The 19,186-nt window shown below is 60.1% G+C and carries 19 protein-coding genes and 2 pseudogenes; 9 read left to right on the forward strand and 12 right to left on the reverse strand.

What is annotated here, in order from left to right; translation table 11 throughout:
• Positions 1–48: 48 nt before the first annotated feature.
• Positions 49–435 (reverse strand): DUF2946 domain-containing protein, encoded by a 387-nt coding sequence (locus ACA075_RS13025; protein WP_497298838.1) that lies wholly within the window; start codon positions 433–435, stop codon positions 49–51.
• 95 nt (positions 436–530) lie between these two features.
• On the opposite strand from ACA075_RS13025, the gene ACA075_RS13030 reads away from it, so the two are divergent.
• The gene (locus tag ACA075_RS13030) at positions 531–968 is read left to right on the forward strand and encodes a DUF3995 domain-containing protein (RefSeq protein ID WP_497298839.1); all 438 of its coding nucleotides are present in this window, start codon (positions 531–533) and stop codon (positions 966–968) included.
• Between the two features lie 127 nt (positions 969–1,095).
• On the opposite strand, the gene ACA075_RS13035 is transcribed toward ACA075_RS13030, so the two are convergent.
• From ACA075_RS13035 to ACA075_RS13065, 7 genes are all read right to left on the reverse strand, one after another.
• The gene (locus tag ACA075_RS13035) at positions 1,096–1,458 is read right to left on the reverse strand and encodes a Na+/H+ antiporter subunit G (RefSeq protein WP_010459660.1); all 363 of its coding nucleotides are present in this window, start codon (positions 1,456–1,458) and stop codon (positions 1,096–1,098) included.
• Positions 1,455–1,733 carry a K+/H+ antiporter subunit F gene (locus ACA075_RS13040; RefSeq protein ID WP_007935991.1) on the reverse strand — a complete coding sequence of 93 codons (279 nt, stop codon included), beginning with the start codon at positions 1,731–1,733 and terminating at the stop codon, positions 1,455–1,457. Before ACA075_RS13040 ends, ACA075_RS13035 begins: the two co-directional genes overlap by 4 nt.
• Positions 1,730–2,218, reverse strand: a complete 489-nt coding sequence (locus ACA075_RS13045) for a Na+/H+ antiporter subunit E (RefSeq protein WP_497298840.1) — start codon at positions 2,216–2,218, stop codon at positions 1,730–1,732. Before ACA075_RS13045 ends, ACA075_RS13040 begins: the two co-directional genes overlap by 4 nt.
• Positions 2,215–3,900: a monovalent cation/H+ antiporter subunit D gene (locus ACA075_RS13050; protein ID WP_497298841.1), complete on the reverse strand. Its 1,686-nt coding sequence runs from the start codon at positions 3,898–3,900 to the stop codon at positions 2,215–2,217. The genes ACA075_RS13045 and ACA075_RS13050 overlap by 4 nt, the downstream gene beginning before the upstream one ends.
• Positions 3,897–4,241 carry a Na+/H+ antiporter subunit C gene (locus ACA075_RS13055; protein WP_007986256.1) on the reverse strand — a complete coding sequence of 115 codons (345 nt, stop codon included), beginning with the start codon at positions 4,239–4,241 and terminating at the stop codon, positions 3,897–3,899. The genes ACA075_RS13050 and ACA075_RS13055 overlap by 4 nt, the downstream gene beginning before the upstream one ends.
• Positions 4,241–7,159 carry a monovalent cation/H+ antiporter subunit A gene (locus tag ACA075_RS13060; protein ID WP_497298842.1) on the reverse strand — a complete coding sequence of 973 codons (2,919 nt, stop codon included), beginning with the start codon at positions 7,157–7,159 and terminating at the stop codon, positions 4,241–4,243. Before ACA075_RS13060 ends, ACA075_RS13055 begins: the two co-directional genes overlap by 1 nt.
• A 548-nt stretch (positions 7,160–7,707) precedes the next feature.
• On the reverse strand, positions 7,708–8,016 hold the full coding sequence (locus tag ACA075_RS13065) for a DUF3077 domain-containing protein (RefSeq protein ID WP_497298843.1): 309 nt from the start codon (positions 8,014–8,016) through the stop codon (positions 7,708–7,710).
• Between the two features lie 379 nt (positions 8,017–8,395).
• On the opposite strand from ACA075_RS13065, the gene ACA075_RS13070 reads away from it, so the two are divergent.
• Positions 8,396–8,857, forward strand: coding sequence for a hypothetical protein (locus ACA075_RS13070; protein ID WP_497298844.1), 462 nt, complete (start codon positions 8,396–8,398; stop codon positions 8,855–8,857).
• A 55-nt stretch (positions 8,858–8,912) separates the two neighbouring features.
• On the opposite strand, the gene ACA075_RS13075 is transcribed toward ACA075_RS13070, so the two are convergent.
• Positions 8,913–9,950 (reverse strand): DMT family transporter, encoded by a 1,038-nt coding sequence (locus tag ACA075_RS13075; protein ID WP_497298845.1) that lies wholly within the window; start codon positions 9,948–9,950, stop codon positions 8,913–8,915.
• On the opposite strand from ACA075_RS13075, the gene ACA075_RS13080 reads away from it, so the two are divergent.
• The 6 genes and pseudogenes from ACA075_RS13080 (at position 9,945) to ACA075_RS13105 (ending at position 14,559) form a co-directional block, all read left to right on the forward strand.
• Entirely contained in the window at positions 9,945–10,508 is a 564-nt protein-coding gene (locus ACA075_RS13080) for a helix-turn-helix domain-containing protein (RefSeq protein WP_497298846.1), read from the forward strand. The genes ACA075_RS13075 and ACA075_RS13080 overlap by 6 nt on opposite strands.
• A gap of 181 nt (positions 10,509–10,689) precedes the next feature.
• A pseudogene (locus tag ACA075_RS13085) lies at positions 10,690–10,839 on the forward strand (SfnB family sulfur acquisition oxidoreductase); the annotation flags it as partial.
• Positions 10,835–10,954, forward strand: a pseudogene (locus tag ACA075_RS13090) (ABC transporter ATP-binding protein); the annotation flags it as partial. The pseudogenes ACA075_RS13085 and ACA075_RS13090, both read left to right, overlap by 5 nt.
• Positions 10,955–10,973: 19 nt before the next feature.
• A complete protein-coding gene (locus tag ACA075_RS13095; RefSeq protein ID WP_497298847.1) occupies positions 10,974–12,407 on the forward strand; it encodes an FAD/NAD(P)-binding protein in 1,434 nt (477 codons plus the stop codon).
• Between the two features lie 205 nt (positions 12,408–12,612).
• Positions 12,613–14,109, forward strand: coding sequence for a helix-turn-helix transcriptional regulator (locus ACA075_RS13100; protein WP_497298848.1), 1,497 nt, complete (start codon positions 12,613–12,615; stop codon positions 14,107–14,109).
• 195 nt (positions 14,110–14,304) lie between these two features.
• Positions 14,305–14,559: a DUF1652 domain-containing protein gene (locus tag ACA075_RS13105; protein ID WP_497298849.1), complete on the forward strand. Its 255-nt coding sequence runs from the start codon at positions 14,305–14,307 to the stop codon at positions 14,557–14,559.
• 486 nt (positions 14,560–15,045) lie between these two features.
• On the opposite strand, the gene ACA075_RS13110 is transcribed toward ACA075_RS13105, so the two are convergent.
• Together ACA075_RS13110 and ACA075_RS13115 are read right to left on the reverse strand one after the other, a co-directional pair.
• The gene (locus tag ACA075_RS13110) at positions 15,046–16,161 is read right to left on the reverse strand and encodes a Gfo/Idh/MocA family protein (RefSeq protein WP_497298850.1); all 1,116 of its coding nucleotides are present in this window, start codon (positions 16,159–16,161) and stop codon (positions 15,046–15,048) included.
• Positions 16,162–16,492: 331 nt separating this feature from the next.
• Complete coding sequence (locus tag ACA075_RS13115) at positions 16,493–16,729, reverse strand: hypothetical protein (RefSeq protein ID WP_497298852.1); 237 nt, start codon at positions 16,727–16,729, stop codon at positions 16,493–16,495.
• A 42-nt stretch (positions 16,730–16,771) separates the two neighbouring features.
• Here ACA075_RS13115 and ACA075_RS13120 point away from each other — a divergent pair, with 42 nt between their 5' ends.
• Positions 16,772–18,319, forward strand: a complete 1,548-nt coding sequence (locus ACA075_RS13120; RefSeq protein ID WP_497298854.1) for a TerC family protein — start codon at positions 16,772–16,774, stop codon at positions 18,317–18,319.
• Between the two features lie 62 nt (positions 18,320–18,381).
• Here the strand turns inward: ACA075_RS13120 and ACA075_RS13125 are convergent, their stop codons facing one another.
• Positions 18,382–19,149, reverse strand: a complete 768-nt coding sequence (locus tag ACA075_RS13125) for an SDR family oxidoreductase (RefSeq protein ID WP_219093920.1) — start codon at positions 19,147–19,149, stop codon at positions 18,382–18,384.
• Positions 19,150–19,186: the final 37 nt, after the last annotated feature.

Consider the following 19,186-nt stretch of genomic DNA (forward strand, 5'->3'; position numbering starts at 1 on the left):
AAACGCCACGCGTTGGCGCAGTGGGCTGATCGGAAAAGGCGAAGAACTTCAGGCGAAAGGCGGGGCGCGAGGATTGGCCGAGGGCCAGGTGAGGCGGGCAGGTAGGTCGGCATTGGCGACGACAGCCAAGGGCGGGCTGTGTTGCTCCGGGAGGATCGCCAGCGTCAGGCTGGAGTTGAGCGCCGGGCCCATGCCGCCGGTGGAACATAGCGGGCAGCCGAAGGCTTTGGACAGGGTCGGCAGGTTGTCTTCGGAGGTGTTCGTTGAGGCCGGTGCCTGGGTGGCCGGATCAACCGAACAGAACTGGCCGCCGACGCCATTGAGTTGCATCCCGACCATTTGCCCGTGACCGATACTGCAGGCAAACACGTTGAACAGGACGCAGCAATAAAGCATCCAGGCTATCAATGTGCGGTCAGTTCGGGCGAGTTTCATGGAGCGGCACTTTACCACCGTCGATGACAAATACCCTTACAAAATCGTTCAATGAGGTTCATCCTGCTGCGACATTTCACGCTGGATGTCTGAATATGAGCCTAATGGTCGCGCAATGGATTGCTGCAATCTTTCTCTTGATCAGCCTGGTCCACCTGTACTGGGCGGCGGGCGGCAAGTTGGGTAGCGAGGCTGCGGTCCCGCGAATATCGCCAGAGGGTGGCGGGGAATCCAGGCCAGCGTTCAAGCCGTCGGGGTTTGCCACGTTGCTGGTCGCGGTGGGATTGCTGTTGATCGCGATGCTGGTGTGCCTGCGGGTCGGTTTGTACTTGCCGACGGTGCATCACTGGTCGCTGCAATGGGTAATCAGCGCCATTGCGATGCTGATGTTTGCCCGGGCGATCGGTGATTCGAATCTGGTGGGGTTCTTCAAGCAGGTCAAGGATTCGAAGTTTGCCCGGCTCGACACCTGGGCGTATTCGCCGCTGTGTGTGGTGTTGGGGGCGGGGTTGTTGGCAGTGGCCTGGATCTGAATAGCTTCGCGGGCAAGCCTCGCTCCTACAGGTTTTGGGTCGATCACACGTTGGTGATTTCCCACGATCCTGTAGGAGCGAGGCTTGCCCGCGAAGAGGCCCTGACATCCAACACAATTTTTCTGAACTAACTCCCGCTTTCCGTGCGCCGACTACTCACCTCAGCCGGCACATCATCCCCCGCCATGCGCTTGCGAAACAGCGCCGCCCGTGCCAGCAGCAACGTGGTCACCGGCACTGTGATCGACAACAGAATCGGAATCAGCCAGGCGTGCAGGACCGGCCCGGACTTGAGCGCCGAAAAATAAATGATCGAGGCCAGCGCCACGCACCACGCCCCCAAGGTCGAGGCCAGTGCCGGCGGGTGCATGCGCTGGAAGTAATCCTTCATCCGCACCAGGCCAATGGCGCCGATCAGCGCAAACAAACTGCCGAGCACCAGCAGGATCGCCACCGGAATTTCAACCCACAGAGACAGTTCCGCGTTCATTCGATCACCTCGCCACGCAGCAGGAATTTGGCCAGGGCAAACGAGCCGACGAAGCCGAACAGGGCGATCAGCAGCGCCGCCTCGAAGTAAGTGTCACTGGCGTACCGAATGCCCAGCGCCAGCATCATCAGCATCGCGATGATGTACAGGTAGTCCAGTGCCAGAACCCGGTCCTGGGCCGACGGGCCTTTGAACAGGCGAATCAGGGTCAGGATCATCGCCAGGGAAAAAATGAACAGGCTCAGCAGGATCGCGTTCGACAGCAATTCGCTCATTCGAAGATCTCCATCAAGGGGCGCTCATAGGTCGCCTTGAAGTGCTCGATAAACAGCGCTTCATCGTCCAGATCGAACACGTGCAGCAACAGGATGCTGCGGTCCAGCGCCAGTTCCGACCAGACCGTCCCGGGGACCACCGTGCAGATCATGGACAGCGCCGCGAGGCCATTGGCAGCGCGCAAGTCCAGCGGGACCTTGATGAACCGCGAGCGCGGTGGACGGCGACCGGCGTTGAGCACGCCCCAGGCCACGACGAGGTTGGACACCAGCACGTCGCGACCGACCAGGAAGAACAAACGCAGGATCACCCCCGGACGACGAATGCGGATCGGCAGCGGCCGCAGCTTGCGCATCATCAGTGGCGCGCAGAACCCCAATATTGCGCCGAGCAACAGGTTGCCGGGGCTCATCGACAGGTTCAGCACCAGCCACAACAGCCACAACGCCAGCGACAACCACGGTGCCGGAAACAGACGCTTCATGGCTGTACCTCCAGCATCGCCGCCTTGGCTTCCGGGCTCGGCACCACACGCGTGCCCAGCACCGCCATGACGTATTGCTGCGGGTTGTTCAACGCATCAGCGGCCGCCTGGGTGTAGCGCAGCAGGGGTTCGGCCTTGAAGGTCAGCGCGACGCTCAGCCCCAGCAGGACGATGATCGGCACGCATTCGAAGCGTCGCAGCAACGGTGATGGCCGCTCTTCGGGTGTCCAGAAACGCTGGATGCCCAACCGCGAGAAGGCAATCAACGACGCCAGTCCGGACAGGATCAGCAACGCCAGCAAACCCCACGCCGCGTTCGACACCGGCACATCGGTGCTATTGCCCAACCCCAACGGGTTGAGCAGGGCGCTCAGCAAGCCGAGCTTGCCAATAAACCCGGACAGCGGCGGCATGCCGATAATCAGCAGCGAGCAGGCAATAAAGCTCAAGCCGAGGAAAGCCATGGTCCAGGGAATCACCTGGCCGACCACGGCTTTCTGTTCGTCGTCGAGGTTGATGCCTTTGGGCGGTTGCAGGGATTCCATCGGGCGGGGCAGCAGGTCGCCGTCATCGAACAGCGGCATTTCATTGGCCGAGCGGGAGCGCTCGATCAACTCGGCCAACAGGAACAACGCACTCAACGCCAGGGTCGAGCTGACCAGGTAGAACAGCGCAGCGCCGATCAGGTTCGGCTGGGCAAAGCCGATGGCCGACAGCAGAATCCCCGCCGACACCAGAATGCTCAGACTGGCCATGCGTTCCAGCCGTTGTGCGGCGAGGATCGCCACGCCGGCGCAGACGATGGTCGCCATGCCGCCGTAGATCAGCCAGTCGCCACCAAAGTACGCCGACGCCCCGGCCTGGCCGGAGAACAGCAAGGTCCACAAGCGCAGCAAGGTGTAGACGCCGACCTTGGTCATGATCGCGAACATCGCAGCCACCGGTGCGCTGGCGGCGGAATAGGCCGGCACCAGCCAGAAGTTCAGCGGCCACATCCCGGCCTTGGCCAGGAACGCCACCGCGAGAATCCCCGCGCCGGCATGCAGCAGGCCGCGATCGGCTTCCGGCACCAGCGGGATTTTCAGCGCCAGATCGGCCATGTTCAGGGTGCCGGTAACGCCATAGATCAGCGCCGCGCCGATCAGGAACAGAGACGAAGCCAGCAAGTTGATCGAGATGTAATGCAAGCCCGACGACACCCGCGCCCGGCCCGAACCGTGGAGCATCAGCCCGTAGGAAGCCGCCAGCAATACTTCGAAGAACACGAACAGGTTGAACAGATCCGCCGTCAGGAACGCGCCGTAAAGGCCCATCATCTGAATCTGGAACAGCGCGTGGAAACTTGAACCGGCGCCGTCCCATCGCGCCATGGCGAACAGCAAGGCACTGACGCCGATGATCCCGGTCAGCACCAGCATCAACGCCGACAGGCGATCGACCACCAGCACGATACCGAACGGCACCTGCCAGTTGCCCGGCAGGTAGACGCCGATCGAACCGGGCACGCCCGTGGTTTGCGTCCATTGCAGCAACAGCACGGAAATCCCCAGGCCCAGAAGGCTGGAGAACAGGTTGATCTTGGCTTTCAACGGACGGTGTTTCTCGCCGAGCATCAGCATGAAAGCGGCGGTCAGCAGCGGCAGCAGAATCGGTGCGGCGATCAAGTGTGTCATCGCATTCATTCTTTAGGCTCCCGGCCATCGACATGGTCGGTCCCGGTCAAGCCGCGCGATGCCAGCAGCACCACCAGAAACAGCGCGGTCATGGCGAAGCTGATCACGATGGCGGTCAGCACCAGCGCTTGCGGCAGCGGGTCGGTGTAGTGCAACAAGTCCTGTGGCACGCCGTCCTTGATGATCGGCTCCTTGCCGATAAACAGGCTGCCCATGCTGAAGATGAACAGGTTGACGCCGTAGGACAGCAGGCACAGGCCCATCACCACCTGAAATGTCCGTGGTCGCAGGATCAGCCAGACGCCGGACGCGGCGAGTACGCCGATGGCGATTGCGATGACTTCTTCCATCAGACGGCTCCTTTGGTGGCGACGGATCTGGGCAGGGCCGCGGTCTTGTGACCCCGAACCGATTGGTGGGCGAGGGCGGTGAGGATCAACAGCGTCGAACCGACCACCACGGCGTATACGCCGATGTCGAAGAACAGCGCACTGGCGACGTGAATGTCGCCCAGCACTGGCAGTTCAAAATGCCAGGTGTGGGTGGTCAGGAACGGATACCCGGCCGCCATCGCGCCGAGCCCGGTGACCGTGGCGAACAGTAGGCCGGTGCCCATCCAGCGCAGCGGCCTCAGGCTCATTTGTGCCTCGACCCACTGGGTGCCGGCGACCATGTATTGCAGGATGAAGGCGACCGACATCACCAGCCCGGCGACAAAACCGCCGCCCGGTTGATTGTGCCCGCGCATGAACAGGTAGAAGGACACCACCACGGCAATCGGCAGCAGCAGGCGAACCAGCACTGCCGGGACCATCATGAAACCGAGTGCGGTGTCGCTGGCCTGGCGCGGGTTGACCAGGTCAGTGACCACGTCGGGCGCCAGCAGGCGTTGCTGGGCCGGCAATTGCAGGCTTTCTTTCGGCGGGCGGAAGCGGCGCAGCAGGGCAAAGACGGTCAGGGCCACGGCCGCCAACACGGTAATTTCACCGAGGGTATCGAAGCCACGGAAGTCCACCAGCATCACGTTGACCACATTGCTGCCGCCGCCCTCGGGCAGGGCGCGGCTGAGGAAGAACGAGGAAATGTGGTTCGGCGTCTGGCGCGTCAGCATCGCGTAGGACAACAACGCCATGCCGCCACCGACGACGGTCGACAGCAGCAAGTCGCGGATACGGCGGATGCGTGCCTTGCGCAGGGTGCTTGGCAGCGGCGACACCTCTTCGATCCGGCGCGGCAACCAGCGCAGACCGAGGAGGATCAGTACCGTGGTCACCACTTCAACCACCAGCTGCGTCAATGCCAGGTCTGGCGCCGAGAACCAGACAAAGGTCACGCAGGTCATCAGGCCGCAGACGCTGACCATGGTCAGGGCCGCGAGCCGGTGATACTTGGCCTGCCACGCTGCGCCGAGGGCACAGGCAATCGCCAACAGCCAGAGGGTCACGAATACGATCGAGCCGGGAATCTTCGGCCGGTCGCCCCAACTCAGGCTGCTGTGCAGCATCGGGATCAACCCGGCGAACACCGCCGCGAGGACCACCAGAAACAATTGGGTTTGCAGGCGCTTGGTGCCGATTCGCCGCTCCAGCCGACGGGCCAGGCGCATCATGATGACCAGGCTGCGCTCGAACAGGCGCTTGCCGTTGAACCGGCCAATGATCGGCGGGTATCTGAAACGCCCAAGCTTGAGCTGGTTGCGCAACAACAGATACAGCACGATGCCGCAGGACATGGCGATCAGGCTCATGATCATCGGCGCATTCCATCCGTGCCAGATCGCCAGGCTGTATTCAGGCAAGGTGCCGCCCACCACTGGCAGGGCCGCCGCGGACAACAACGGGCCGACCACCTGCGCCGGGAAAATCCCCACGACCAGACAGGCGAAGACCAGCAACTCAACCGGTGCGCGCATCCAGCGTGGCGGTTCGTGCGGGGTGTGGGGCAGGTCGGTGGCGGTCGGGCCGAAGAACACGTCAACGGTAAAACGCAGCGAGTAGGCGACGCTGAACGTACCGGCGATGGTCGCCACGATCGGCAAGGTCATCTCAACCCAGGCCGTGGCGTTGATGAACACGGTTTCGGCGAAGAACATCTCTTTCGACAGGAAGCCGTTGAGCAGCGGCACACCGGCCATCGAGGCGCTGGCGACCATCGCCAGGGTGGCAGTGAACGGGATCAGCTTGATCAGGCCGCTGAGCTTGCGGATGTCGCGGGTGCCACTTTCGTGGTCGATGATCCCGGCGGCCATGAACAGCGACGCCTTGAACGTGGCGTGGTTGAGGATGTGGAACACGGCGGCCACGGCGGCCAGCGGACTGTTCAGGCCCAACAGCAGGGTGATCAGGCCGAGGTGGCTGATGGTCGAGTAGGCCAGCAAACCCTTGAGGTCGTTCTGGAACATCGCGCAGTACGCGCCAAGCAACAGGGTGCAAGCCCCGGCGCCGCTGACAATGTAGAACCATTCTTCACTGCCGGACAGCGACGGCCAGAGCCGCGCGAGCAGAAACACCCCGGCCTTGACCATGGTCGCCGAATGCAGATAGGCCGAAACCGGTGTCGGCGCCGCCATCGCGTGGGGCAGCCAGAAGTGGAAGGGGAATTGCGCACTTTTGCTCAGGGCGCCGATCAGGATCAGGGGCAGCAGGATAGGGTAGAGGGCATGTGCGCGAATCAGGTCGCCGGCGGCCAGGACCTTGTCCAGGTCATAGCTGCCGACCACATGGCCGAGCAGCATGACCCCCGCCAACAAGCATAATCCGCCTGCACCGGTGACCATCAGCGCCATGTAGGCGCCGCGTCGTGCATCGGCGCGGTGGTGCCAGTAACCGATCAACAGGAAGGAAAAGAGGCTGGTCAGCTCCCAGAAAAACACGATCTGGATCAGGTTTCCGGAGATCACCAGCCCGAGCATCGCGCCCATGAACGCCAGGAAAAACGCAAAGAATCGCGGCACCGGATCGTCCGGCGACATGTAATAGCGGGCGTATAAAGAGACCAGCGTGCCGATGCCCAGCACCAGCATCGAGAACAGCCAGGCGAAGCCGTCCATGCGCAGGACGAAGTTCAGGCCCAGGCTGGGCAGCCAGAAAAATTCTTCACGAATGACGTCGCCATCGGCGATTTGCGGGTACAAGAGGGCAACCTGGATGGTGCCAATCAAAGCCACCAGGCCAGCCAACAAAGATTCGGTATTGCGCGCGTTGTGTGGCAGCAAAGCCGCCAGACAGCTGCCGATAAAAGGCAGAAGCAGTAGAACTATCAGGGACATAGGCTTCTAATCTGCGGAAGTTTGTGAAGCATCATACGTGCCAGCTCCCGGATCACCAAACGCCAAGCTGTCGCACAATCCTACAAAGGTAGATGGGAAAAGCCTGATTTACATTGTTTCAAAGGACTGTTTTAGCAGGTCCGGCCCCTTCGCGAGCAGGCTCGCTCCCACATGGATCTGTGCTGTGTTGAGGTTATGTGTACACAGCAGATCCCTTGTGGGAGCGAGCCTGCTCGCGATGAGGCCCTGACAGCCAACATCAATCCAAGCGATCAAATGACGACCGTTAGAGCTGCGCCCTAATCTGCCGCCCCAGTACATCCATCACATCACACCCATCCCGCAGCAACATTGCCGCAGCATGCGCGAGTTGCTGCACATCGGCCCCCTTGGCTTGAGTGATATCAAGACTGGCCAAGCTTTCCATCATTTGCGTCACAGCCAGAAACCGTGTGCCGCATTGCTGTGCAACACGTCCAGCGGCGCTTGAGTGGCGACCAGTAACACCGGTATGTCGCAGTCATTGTTGGTCATCGGCATATGCGGGTTCATACATCACCTCCCGCTTGGGTCGCGTGCATCCCGTCGATGGATGCTTGAACCAACGAGCGCGCAGTACCGAGCATTTGCTGGCTGGCCCAGCGTAATGAAGCTTTATGTTCCGGGCGGGTGGCGGAGGGGGCTTGATGGGCGAGGGCTTCGGCGCAGCTGAGGTAGACCGCGGCGTGTTCGAGGGCGTCGAGTAACGGGATGTCAGGTTGTACGGCGAAGAGGTGGTGGTCGACGTGGTCGCAGCGGGCGAAGGGGGTGGATTTGTGGTTGGGTTGGTCATGGGTGTAGCTCCTTGAGAAGAACAAGAGCTGCCACTAGATCGCCGTCAAACGAAATTAGGGTGGCAACTGCACGCAGGTTGACGGACCGGTCTCAAGGCACCCGGCGCATCCGAAGATGCCCCACGTACAGTTGCCATATGACTTTGCTGCGGACGATAAGGTACACGTGCAAAGTTAAGGAACTATACGTCTTGAGAGATACAGCCGAGCCGTTTTGACGCGTGGACTGACGTTGATACCCGTCACTCAAACGTGGCACTGAACCTGTGGCGAGGGAGCTTGCTCCCGCTGGGCTGCGAAGCGGCCCCAAAGAGGGACTGCTGCGCAGTCAGCGGGAGCAAGCTCCCTCGCCACAGGTTATTATTTTGATCAAGGACATAATCGTGGCGTTATAGGAAACAGGATGTTTACGAATAAAAAGTTGTTTTGCTGGTTGGGTGTTTTGTTACTGGTTAATGCGGCTGCACTGGCGTTTATTGCATCAAATGTGTCGAGGGCCCACGACCCGGAAATGATCAAGACTAAAGAGCCGTTGCTTATTGAGGGGCCGAATGGTGATGAAAACTACTACGTGCTTCCCCTCGGTACCACGCTTTATCATGACAAAAGCTTTCCTGAAGGGCATGACCGCTATGTCGTTTACTTGAATCACAAGGGGGCAATAGCACACGAAGAAGTGCCAATGAAGCCGGAATATGGAGGCTCGTTTATCGATCCGCTGTGGATGTCAAATATTGATGCCGATACGCTCAAGGAAATCTTCAAGCGCTTTCCGCTTTCCAAGGACGATGTGGCTGCGGCCATAAAATCCAACGGCTTCACCAGAGATGATCTCGCTGACATTATCCGGTCATTACCAGAGTAAGCGCGGGATCGGATTGATCCTGGAAAGTTGGAAGCTTGAACGTCGGTTGTGATGCTCATTCATTTGAATCGACGGGCTCGCTTTCCAACTCGTCCTCAATCATTTCGCGATCTTTACCCTTGGTCTTCAACTCACTCACAATCACCGCCGCCACAATCAACCCCGCACCCACCAGTGCAATCGCCGGCAACCGCTCCCCGGCGATCCTTCCGACAATCCCGGCCCAAACCGGCTCACCCGCATAAATCAACGTCGCCCGGGTCGGCGAAACGCTCTGCTGTGCCCAGTTCATCGCTACCTGAATCGCCGCGCTCGCGGCACCCAGGCCCAACGCGCTGCACAGCAACAACCATGAGAAATCCGGAATCACTTCCTGAGTCGGCACCACCATCAGGAATGCCAGCACCGACGTGGTCGCCAGTTGCACCACCGTCACCCGGCGCACATCGACCTGACCGGCATAGGTGCTGATCAGAATGATCTCCGCCGCAATCGCGACCGCACTGATCAACGTGGCGATTTCACCGGGGCTGAAGTTAAAGGAAGCGCCGGCCGGTCCGGACAACAGCATCAACCCGGTAAACGCCAGCATGATCCCGAAGCTCGGCATCAACCCCGGACGCCGCCCCAGCACCAGCCATTGCAGCAATGGTACGAAGGGTACGTACAGCGCGGTAATAAACGCCGACTGACTGCTGGGAATGCTCTGCAAACCCACGGTCTGCAAACCGTAACCGAGCATGATCGCCACGCCGATAAACGCCCCGGCCTTGAGTTCGAACAGGGTCAGGTCCCGCAGGTGACGCCAGGAGAACAGCGCGACAATGATCGCCGCCGCGGCAAAGCGCAGGCCGACAAAAAACATCGGCCCGCTGACCGTCATTGCATGCTGCACCAGCAAGAATGTCCCGCCCCAGACCATGGTGATCAGCACCAGCACGCACTCGGCTTTGCTGAACCGCGAGAAACGGGGAGAAGTGGGAGAGGCGTTCACAGACGTCATGACCTTGCGCGCTACCTGAGGGCGACGCACAATGCGCCGAATGTTGCGCAGTATACTGCCCAACCCTACCGAGTGAGCAATATAGTGCACAAAGATTCTACCCCGCGGGCTTCGGTCCTCCAGCACGTCAGCCAGAACGTCCGACGCCTGCGCCATGCCGCCGACATGAGCCAGACCGCGCTAGCCGAAAAGTCCGGGGTCAGCCGGCGCATGCTGGTGGCCATCGAGGCCGGCGAGAAGAACGTCAGCCTGACCACCCTCGACCGCGTGGCCGAAGCGTTGGACGTGGCGTTCAGCGATCTGATTCAAGCCCCGGATGCCCGCGACCCGAGCCGCATCAACGAAGTGGCCTGGGCCGGGAAAATTCCTGGCAGCAAAGCCGTCTTGCTGTCCAAGGCCACCGCCACCCGCGAGGTGGAACAGTGGGAATGGTGCCTGCAACCGGGGGAGGTATATCCGTCGCAACCGGATGCGGAGGGGTGGAGTGAGCAGATCTATGTGTTCGAAGGCTGCCTGACGTTGATGCTGGGCGACACGCCGCAGCACATTGCTGCCGGTGAGTTCTACATGTTCCCTAGCAACCAGCCCCATGGTTATCGCAATGATGGGCCGGTGGCTGCGCGGTTTGTCCGTAACGTGGTGATCTAACTGTTCGCCGATGAACACTGGACAGACACTTTGCTGTTCTGAAGCTACAAGTGCTTTTCTTAAAAATCTCCTAACCTGTTGAAATAAAACAGAATCAGGTTCGGGCACGACTTCTGCAAAGCTCTGGTGTATTCACCAGAACCCTGGAGTCGGCCCGTGACAACCCTAGCCCAACCATAACTTCGGCAAAGTCCTGAAGGACTGTAGTTTTGGCAATGCTTTCTCCAAGTCCAAATCCGAAAGCAAAAACGCTGGCGCCTTCGAAACGCGCATTCGCTCCGATCAAGACACGGCGCAAATCTACGGCAACAGGTTCTACGATACCGGCGCTGAAGACGCGTCCTACTTTGGTACTGCTTGATGAGCCTTCCATGGGTTTGGCGCCTATTATCGTCCAGGAGATTGTCGAGATCGTTGCGCAACTCAATCGTGACGAGCAGGTAAACATTGACCAGTGAGAACGCCATGACTCAAACCCAACGCGCACAGGCGACCGACGCCATCCGCCACGCGGACATCCTGATCGTCGGCGGCGGCCTCAGCGGCGCGATGCTGGCGGCGCAGTTGTTGCGATTGCCTGGCAAGCGTTCGGTGCTGGTGATCGAGCCGCGCGCCGAGCTTGGCCGGGGCGAGGCGTACAGCGCGGTCGAGCTGGGCCATACGCTCAACGGCAATGCCGCGCGCATGAGTGTCGACCCGGACAACGCCGATGACCTGACCCAATGGCTGACCGGGCACATCGCGGCCGGTGGCTGGCCGGAGTCCGATGAGCAACATGTTCCGGTCAGTGAGTTGTTTCCGCCGCGAGGGCTTTTTGGGGTGTACGTGCAGCAGCGTCTGGCAGAGTCGCAAGCGGTGGGGGCGGTGAACGGTTCGACGGTCGAGCATGTGCGGGCCGAGGTGGTTGATCTGCAAACCCGGGACGACTCGGTGCTGCTGACCCTGAGTGACGGGCAACGTTTGCAAGGCGCTTACACGGTGCTGGCCACGGGGATGTTTCCCGCTGCGCGCACACCGCAGACCGAGTCCAGCGGTTTGAACGCTGCGGCGCTTGATCCGTGGGATGTCGCGGCTATGCGCCGGTTGGATCCTCAGTCGACGGTGTTGATCATCGGTTCGGGCCTGACCATGGTCGATGCCGTGGTGTCGCTGGAGCAGGCCGGGCATCGCGGGCCGATCGAAGTGTTTTCCCGGCACGGCTTGCTGCCGCACGTGCGCCGGCAACCGCCGGCCTGGGGGGATTTTCTCGCCGAGGATCCGAGCATTCGCACGCCTCGTCAGCTGGTGCGCGAACTGCGCCGGCATTGCCGGGACGCCCTCGCTCAAGGCATCGACTGGCAGGCGCCGCTCGATACCGTGCGGGCGCATATCGGCCGGTTGTGGAATCAGGCGACGGACGTGCAGCGCCGACAGTTTGTGCGGCATGTGCGGCCCTGGTGGGAAAGCCATCACCACCGCTCGCCACCGTTGAGTGCAGAACTGGTGGCGCGGCTGCACAAGGAAGGGCGGTTGCGGATTCAGGCCGCGTCGTTCAAAGGGCTGGAATCGACGGTCGAGGGGCGGGTGAGCATCCGCATCCGCCGTCGTGGCAAGGTTGAAATCACGGTGGTCAGCGGCGCAGCGTTGATCAATTCCAGCGGCATCGAATACGACTGGCGCCGGGTGGCCCGACCGCTACCGCAGCAACTGCTGGCGCGCGGGTTGATTCGTCCGGGGCCGTTGGCGTTGGGGATTGCGGCTGCGGTTGATGGCGCCGTGCTGGACGCTGACGGACTGGTCGCCCAACGCCTGTTCGCCATGGGTCCGCCGTTGCGCGGCATGTGGTGGGAAAGCACGGCCGTCACCGACGTGGCCAGCCAGGCCAAAGCCCTCGCCGAACGACTCGCCCGGCCGCTGTAGCAGCTGTCGAGCTTGCGAGGCTGCGTTTGGCGGCGCAGCCGTCGTAAAACCTATAATTGCGGTTTACCTGAAACGCCGCATAGCCTGATTTCACAACAGCTGCGCAGCCAGTTCAGCTTCAGGTGCTTTGCACTATCCCAACCCCCTGCGGTCGTAATCTTCACAGGGCGGCGCGTCACTGCGCCGCCGCAACCTTGGAGATCCAATGAGCCAGGACGTCTTGACCACCGAAACCAATCGCCGTCAGTTGCAGCAGATCATCGCCGGTTTGTCCGATGGGGTGATTCTGCTGGAGCTCGATCAGACCATCCTGTGGGCCAATGAAGCCGCGTTGGCCATGCATGGCGTCAGTCGGGTCGGCGAGTTGGGCCTCAATGCCAAGGAATACGCCAAGCGTTTTGTCTTGCGTTATCGCAACAATCACCCGGTGCCACCAGAGAACTACCCGCTCAACCGCGTGGCCAAGGGCGAGACGTTTGCCGATGTCCTGGTTGAGGTGACTCCGACCCACGACGAAGAGCGCACCTGGGTTCACAACGTGCGCAGCATGGTGCTGGCCGACAGCGCCGGCGAGCCGGAGTCGCTGGTGTTGATCATGGACGATGTCACGGAATGGGCCAGCGCCGAGCAGCGTTTCGAAAAGACCTTCCACGCCAACCCGGCGCCGGCGGTGATCTGTCGTCTCAGCGATTTGCGTTACATCAAGGTCAATGCGGGCTTCCTGGAAATGACCGGCTATGCCCGCGACCAGGTGATCGGGGTTTCGACCTATGAACTGGACATTCTGGACGGGGCCGAAAAAAAAGACCTGGCCATCGAGCGTCTACGCGAGCACGCCACGATCCCGCAGATGCAGGCCGAGCTGAAGTTGCCTGACGGCGGCAGCAAGCAAGTGATCGTCGCCGGTCAACCGTTGGAGTTCAACGAGGAAGACTGCATGCTGTTTTCCTTCGTCGACATGGAGCCGCGGCACAAGGCCGAGGTTGCTCTGCGCCAGAGCGAGGAGCGATTTGCCAAGGCGTTTCGCCTGACGCCGGTGCCGACATTGGTTTGCGATGCGCAGGATCAGGTGGTGATCGACGTCAACGAAGCTTTCCTGGATACCCTCGCGTATCCGAGTGAAGAGGTGCTCGGAAAAACCGTTGCAGAGATCGACTTCATCGATGACAAAGGCGCGCGCACCCGGTTGTTTGCGGCGCTGGAGAAGGCCGGAAGCCTGGATCGGGTCGACGTCAAGGTTCGCAGGAAAGACTCGACCGTGATTGACTGCACGGTGTCGGCCGACACCGTGAACATTCAGGACAACCCTTGCTACCTGCTGGTGTTGATGAACATCACTGAACGCAAGCGCACCGAGCTGGAACTGGTGTCGGCGATCGAGGAGGTGATGAAAGATGCCTCCTGGTTTACCCGCACGCTGATCGAAAAACTCGCCAACGTGAAGAACATCAACTCGCCGCAATTACCCAGCGTGTCCTTCACCGACCTGACCGCCCGTGAGCGCGATGTGCTTGGCCTGATCTGCGAAGGCCTGGCGGACAAGGAGATCGCAGCACGCCTTAAACTGGCACCGAACACGGTGCGCAACCATGTGTCGACGGTGTATTCCAAGCTTGATGTGCACAGTCGCAGCGAGGCGATTGTGTGGGCGAGGGAGCGCGGTTTGTTCTCCAGCGAGTGGAGGCCGAAGGGGCAGCGATAAGGTGCAAATGCACTAGATGGGGCAGTGCAAATAGATGTTCTGGCGGGCGCTGACAATTCTTAGTCTTAAAGGGTGCGACACGGGTCCTTGACCGGTGTCGTGTCCTCTACGAAACAGCTTAAGGAACAGTCGCATGCTTGGCCAATTCAACAGGTTTCCAGTCGATGGGGTCAGCCGGCCCATGGGTGAATCGCAATGATTTATCTGACGCAATTGCGCGCGCAACTGGAACAGCACTTTTCCCCGCTGGCTTGTGAATGCAGCGTATCGGGTGACAACTCGGTGACGGTGAAACTGTATCACCCGGTGTCGGGGCAGGTGGATCTGGTGGTCAGTGGGTTGAATGTCGCGCACCTCAGGACCCCGGAAGCGATTACGGCGTTGATTGAGGAGCTGAGTTATGAGCTGGAGAGCAATAGTCTGGATCGGCGGTCGGATGCCGTTTCGTAGGAGCTGTCGTTTTTCAGCGTTGAAAAGGGGCTAAGTGCCTCATTTGCTGGCATTGGCAGCTGACTAGGCTATAAGAAATGCGAGGGTATTATTTTCTGTGACCAGTCCGCGGCTTCGCGGCAGGGGTGTCGGGTCGCGGAAAGTGTCGATGACTTATCGCGAGACAGCCTATGAACAGTCTTGGGAAACGTGCTTTTTCGCCTCTGTCGCTCGCCTTCTGCGTAGCGATTCTCAGCGGTTGCGCCAGTCCGCCACCTCCACCGCCCGCCGCTCCACCGCCTGTACCGCAGCGCACGTGTGAAACCAATGAACAAACCGATGTGATGGGCGACGCGAGAGTGACGGAGGAAGTGACCCGGCAAACGACGCTGACCCGTTGCGTCACTCAGTAGGTCTGAGCGACCGCATCGTTGCTTTCTTCGTCGCGTTGAGTACGGATTTGACCCGGCACCCTCACCGGTGCCGAAACCCGTGGGCGCCTGAACCTCAGACGTCCTCGATCCTGACCCAGCGTGATTCGCTTGCCGCCAACCGGATCGCGGTCGCCAGACGTTCCACTTCCCACGCTTGCTCAAAGTCAGTCCCACCCTGTGAAAGGCCGGCCAGGGCCATCACCACGTCATGTACTTCCAGCGTCTTGAGTTCGTTGTATCCCAACTGATGACCCGCAGCCGGGCTGAATGCCGCGTAACCCGGCAGGTTCGGCCCGGCGAGCAAGCGCTGGAAGCCGTCCTGGCCGGCGCGATACAGCCGCAGCTCGTTCAAGCGCTCCTGGTCAAACGCCAGTGTGCCTTCCGTGCCGCTGATCTCGAAACTCAGGTGGTTCTTGTAGCCATGCTTGAGCCAACTGCTGCTGAACGTACCGCGTGCGCCGTTGGCAAACCGCAGCAGCGCGTGGACCTGATCGTCGACCGCAATGCAACGTTGCTCCTGGCTGCCAGCCGTCGCAGGACGCTGCCGGTGTACGGTTTGAGCGTCGGCGCACACCGATTCGACATCGCCCACCAGATAGCGCGCCATTGCCAGCAAATGACTGCCTAGATCCGCCAGCGCGCCCCCCGCGTGCTCAGCATCACAGCGCCACGACCACGGTGAAGCAGGATCGGCCATGAAGTCTTCGCTGAATTCGCCCTGAAAACTGATGATCTGCCCCAGTTTGCCACTGTCGATCAGCTCCCGGGCCAACCCGATCATCGGGTTGTGCTGATAGTTGTAACCCACCCGCGTCACGACGCCCGCGACGATGGCGGCCTGACGCATGGCGTTGGCTTGCTGCAGATTCAACGCCAGAGGCTTCTCGCAATACACCGCTTTGCCAGCCGCGAGGGCGGCCATGGCCATTGGGTAGTGGAGGTGATTGGGGGTGGTGATGGCGACCAGATTGACCTTGGGGTCATCGATCAGATGTTGCCAGTCCGTGTGGGCGGCTTCGAAGCCCCAGGCGTCGGCGCAGTGCCGTGCGCGGTGTGGATCGGCGTCGGCCAGGGCGGTCAGTCTGAGCTTCAGCGGGAGCTCGAACACCGCGCTGACGTTACGAAAGGCCAGGGCGTGGGCGCGACCCATGAAACCTGTGCCGATGAGTCCGATGCCGAGTTCGCGCATAGCTGGGGCCTTTTGGGATTTTTGTTGTTGGGAATCTATTTATGGAATATAAATTCCCGTAAAGCAATCCTTGGAATAATAATTCGTTTAACGGTCTGTATAAGGGATCAGCGAAAGGGCGACAGCGCTGTGCGGTCAGGAAGAGTTGGCCGGAGGGGGGAGTCACTGGGAGCAAAATTCGGTGCATCGCCATTCCTGATCCTTATTGCCGCTTTGTCAGATTCTGAAATAACTCGTCTCGTATGAGGCGCTCCGAAACATTGTAGGATCTCATCCCCAATTTCTTTCAGGTCTATATGAGCACCCTCCTGGAACCTCCCAGTTGTTATTTTCAATCCGCACGCTGTATCCATTCGGTCTCCGCTATTCGGCGCAGGTCCCGTTTTCTAATATCGCTTAACCTCGAAATCCCGGCTGCAAGCTTCTCGGCGATGTCCTTCTCCAGGACTGACCGTGTCATCTCCAGGGCTTCACCTCCTTGCTTGCGCTCGGTGAAACCTCTCTTTCTTGCGCCTTCCCTGAACATCCAATTCGCTCCGTCGAGCAGGCGTTCGTGTGTTTCTGCCATTCACTCATTCGCCCCCACTCTACGAGAGACTGAATAATTCCTATGGAATGGATTGCTGATCCCACGGCATGGCTTGGCCTGCTGACCCTGATCGTGCTGGAGCTGGTGCTCGGCATCGATAACCTTGTGTTCATTGCCATCCTGGCTGACAAGCTACCGCCAGAGCAGCGGGATCGGGCGCGTGTCATCGGGCTGTCCCTTGCGTTGCTGATGCGTCTTGGCTTGCTGGCCAGCATCTCCTGGATGGTCACCCTGACCGAACCTTTGTTCGAGGTCTTCGACAAGACGTTCTCGGGCCGGGATTTGATCATGCTGTTCGGTGGTGTGTTCTTGTTGTTCAAGGCAACCATGGAATTGCATGAGCGACTTGAAGGGCATGTGACACAGCGTTCAGGCAATGCGGCCTATGCGATGTTCTGGCCTATCGTCGCGCAAATTGTGGTGCTGGATGCCGTCTTCTCGCTGGACGCTGTGATCACTGCCGTGGGCATGGTGGAACACTTGTCCATCATGATGATCGCGGTGATTTTCTCCATTGGCTTGATGATCATCGCGAGCAAGCCATTGACCAACTTCGTCAACGGACACCCAACCGTCATCATGCTCTGCCTGGGCTTCTTGATGATGATCGGCTTCAGCCTCACCGCTGAGGGCCTTGGCTTCCACATTCCGAAAGGCTATCTCTACGCAGCGATCGGCTTCTCGATCCTGATCGAGCTGTTCAATCAGGTGGCTCGCTCACGCCGCAAGAAGAACGTGCAAGGTCATCGCCCTATGCGTGAGCGTACTGCGCATGCCGTTTTGCGTTTGCTGGGTGGCCACAAGTTGGGGGCCGATGAAGTTGGCGAGGAAATCGCTGACATGCTGTCAGGCGCAGACGCCGAGCAGGTTTTCCATCGACGGGAGCGCGTCATGATCAGTGGCGTGCTGCAGTTGGCGGAACGCCCGATACGCGGTGTCATGACCCCGCGTGCGGAAATCGACCACATTGACCTGGCCGATTCCGCAGAAGAGATCCGCACCCTGCTGATGAACTCGCCGTACTCCAGATTGCCGTTGATCCGCGAGGGACGCGTTGATGAGCCTTTGGGGTTCGTCCACAAGAAGGAGCTGCTCAAAGAGCTGTTGGCCGGGCACCAGCCCAACCTGGAAACCATTGCCCGTCAGGCCATCAACTTGCTGGACAACTTCACGATTCTCAACGCACTGGAACAGATGCGCAAAGAGTCGACTCACATCGCGTTCGTGGTGAACGAATTTGGTGACTTCATGGGTATTCTGACCATGACCGACATCCTCGAATCCATCGCGGGTGAGTTGCCGGATGCCAGTGAAATCGAAGGCCCGAACATCGTTGCCGAGTCTGGAGGTTTCCTCGTCAGCGGTGCGCTGAATCTCAGCCAGATTCGCGAACACATTGGCTTCCAGGCTAAAGCGACGGATGACTATCAGACGCTCGCAGGGTTGGTCATGAGTTTGCTGGATCGTCTGCCGGTCATTGGCGACAAGCTCAATTGGCAGGAGTGGAGCATGACCGTTGTCGAGGTCGAAGAGCGGCGAGTGACAAGGGTGCGATTGCGTAAAGAGTGAGCCGGAACTTGCTCGGCAAAAGGCAGCCCTGAGGCTGCCTTTTGTTCATCCTGAGCACTGAATCAGGACAAGAACCCGCCATCCACGTTCAACGAAACCCCGGTGGTGTAGCTCGACGCATCGCTGGCGAGGTACAGCACCGCACCGGCCATCTCGCTCGGATCCGCTACTCGCTTGAGTGGGATCTGCTGCAACGCGGTCTTCAAGATCGCGTCATTCTTCACCAATGCCGACGCAAACTTGGTATCGGTCAGGCCAGGCAGCAGGGCGTTGCAGCGGATGCCGAACTGCGCGCATTCCTTGGCGAACACCTTGGTCATGTTGATCACGGCGGCCTTGGTCACCGAGTAGATGCCCTGGAAGATGCCCGGCGAGATGCCGTTGATCGAGGCGACGTTGATGATGCTGCCGCCGCCGTTTTCGCGCATCAGTTTGCCGGCTTCGACCGACATGAAGAAGTAGCCGCGGATGTTGACGTCGACGGTCTTCTGGAAAGCGCTGAGGTCTGTGTCCAGTACGTTGCAGAACTGTGGGTTGGTCGCCGCATTGTTGACCAGGATGTCCAGACGCCCGAACTGTTCCTTGATGCCGGCGAAGACCTGGCTGATCTGTTCCATTTCACCGATGTGGCAAGCGACAGCGGTGGCTTTGCCGCCGGCGGCGATGATTGCGTCGGCCACGTGCTGGCAGCCGTCGAGCTTGCGGCTCGAGACGATGACGTGGGCGCCTTGCTGGGCCAACAGTTTGGCGATGGCCTCACCAATGCCGCGGCTGGCACCGGAGACGAAGGCGATTTTGCCGTCGAGGTCGAACAACTGAGTCTTGGACATGTTTTTTCCTTGTTATTGGGCCAGGGAATGCAATCAG

The organism is Pseudomonas sp. LBUM1663, assembly GCF_059695905.1.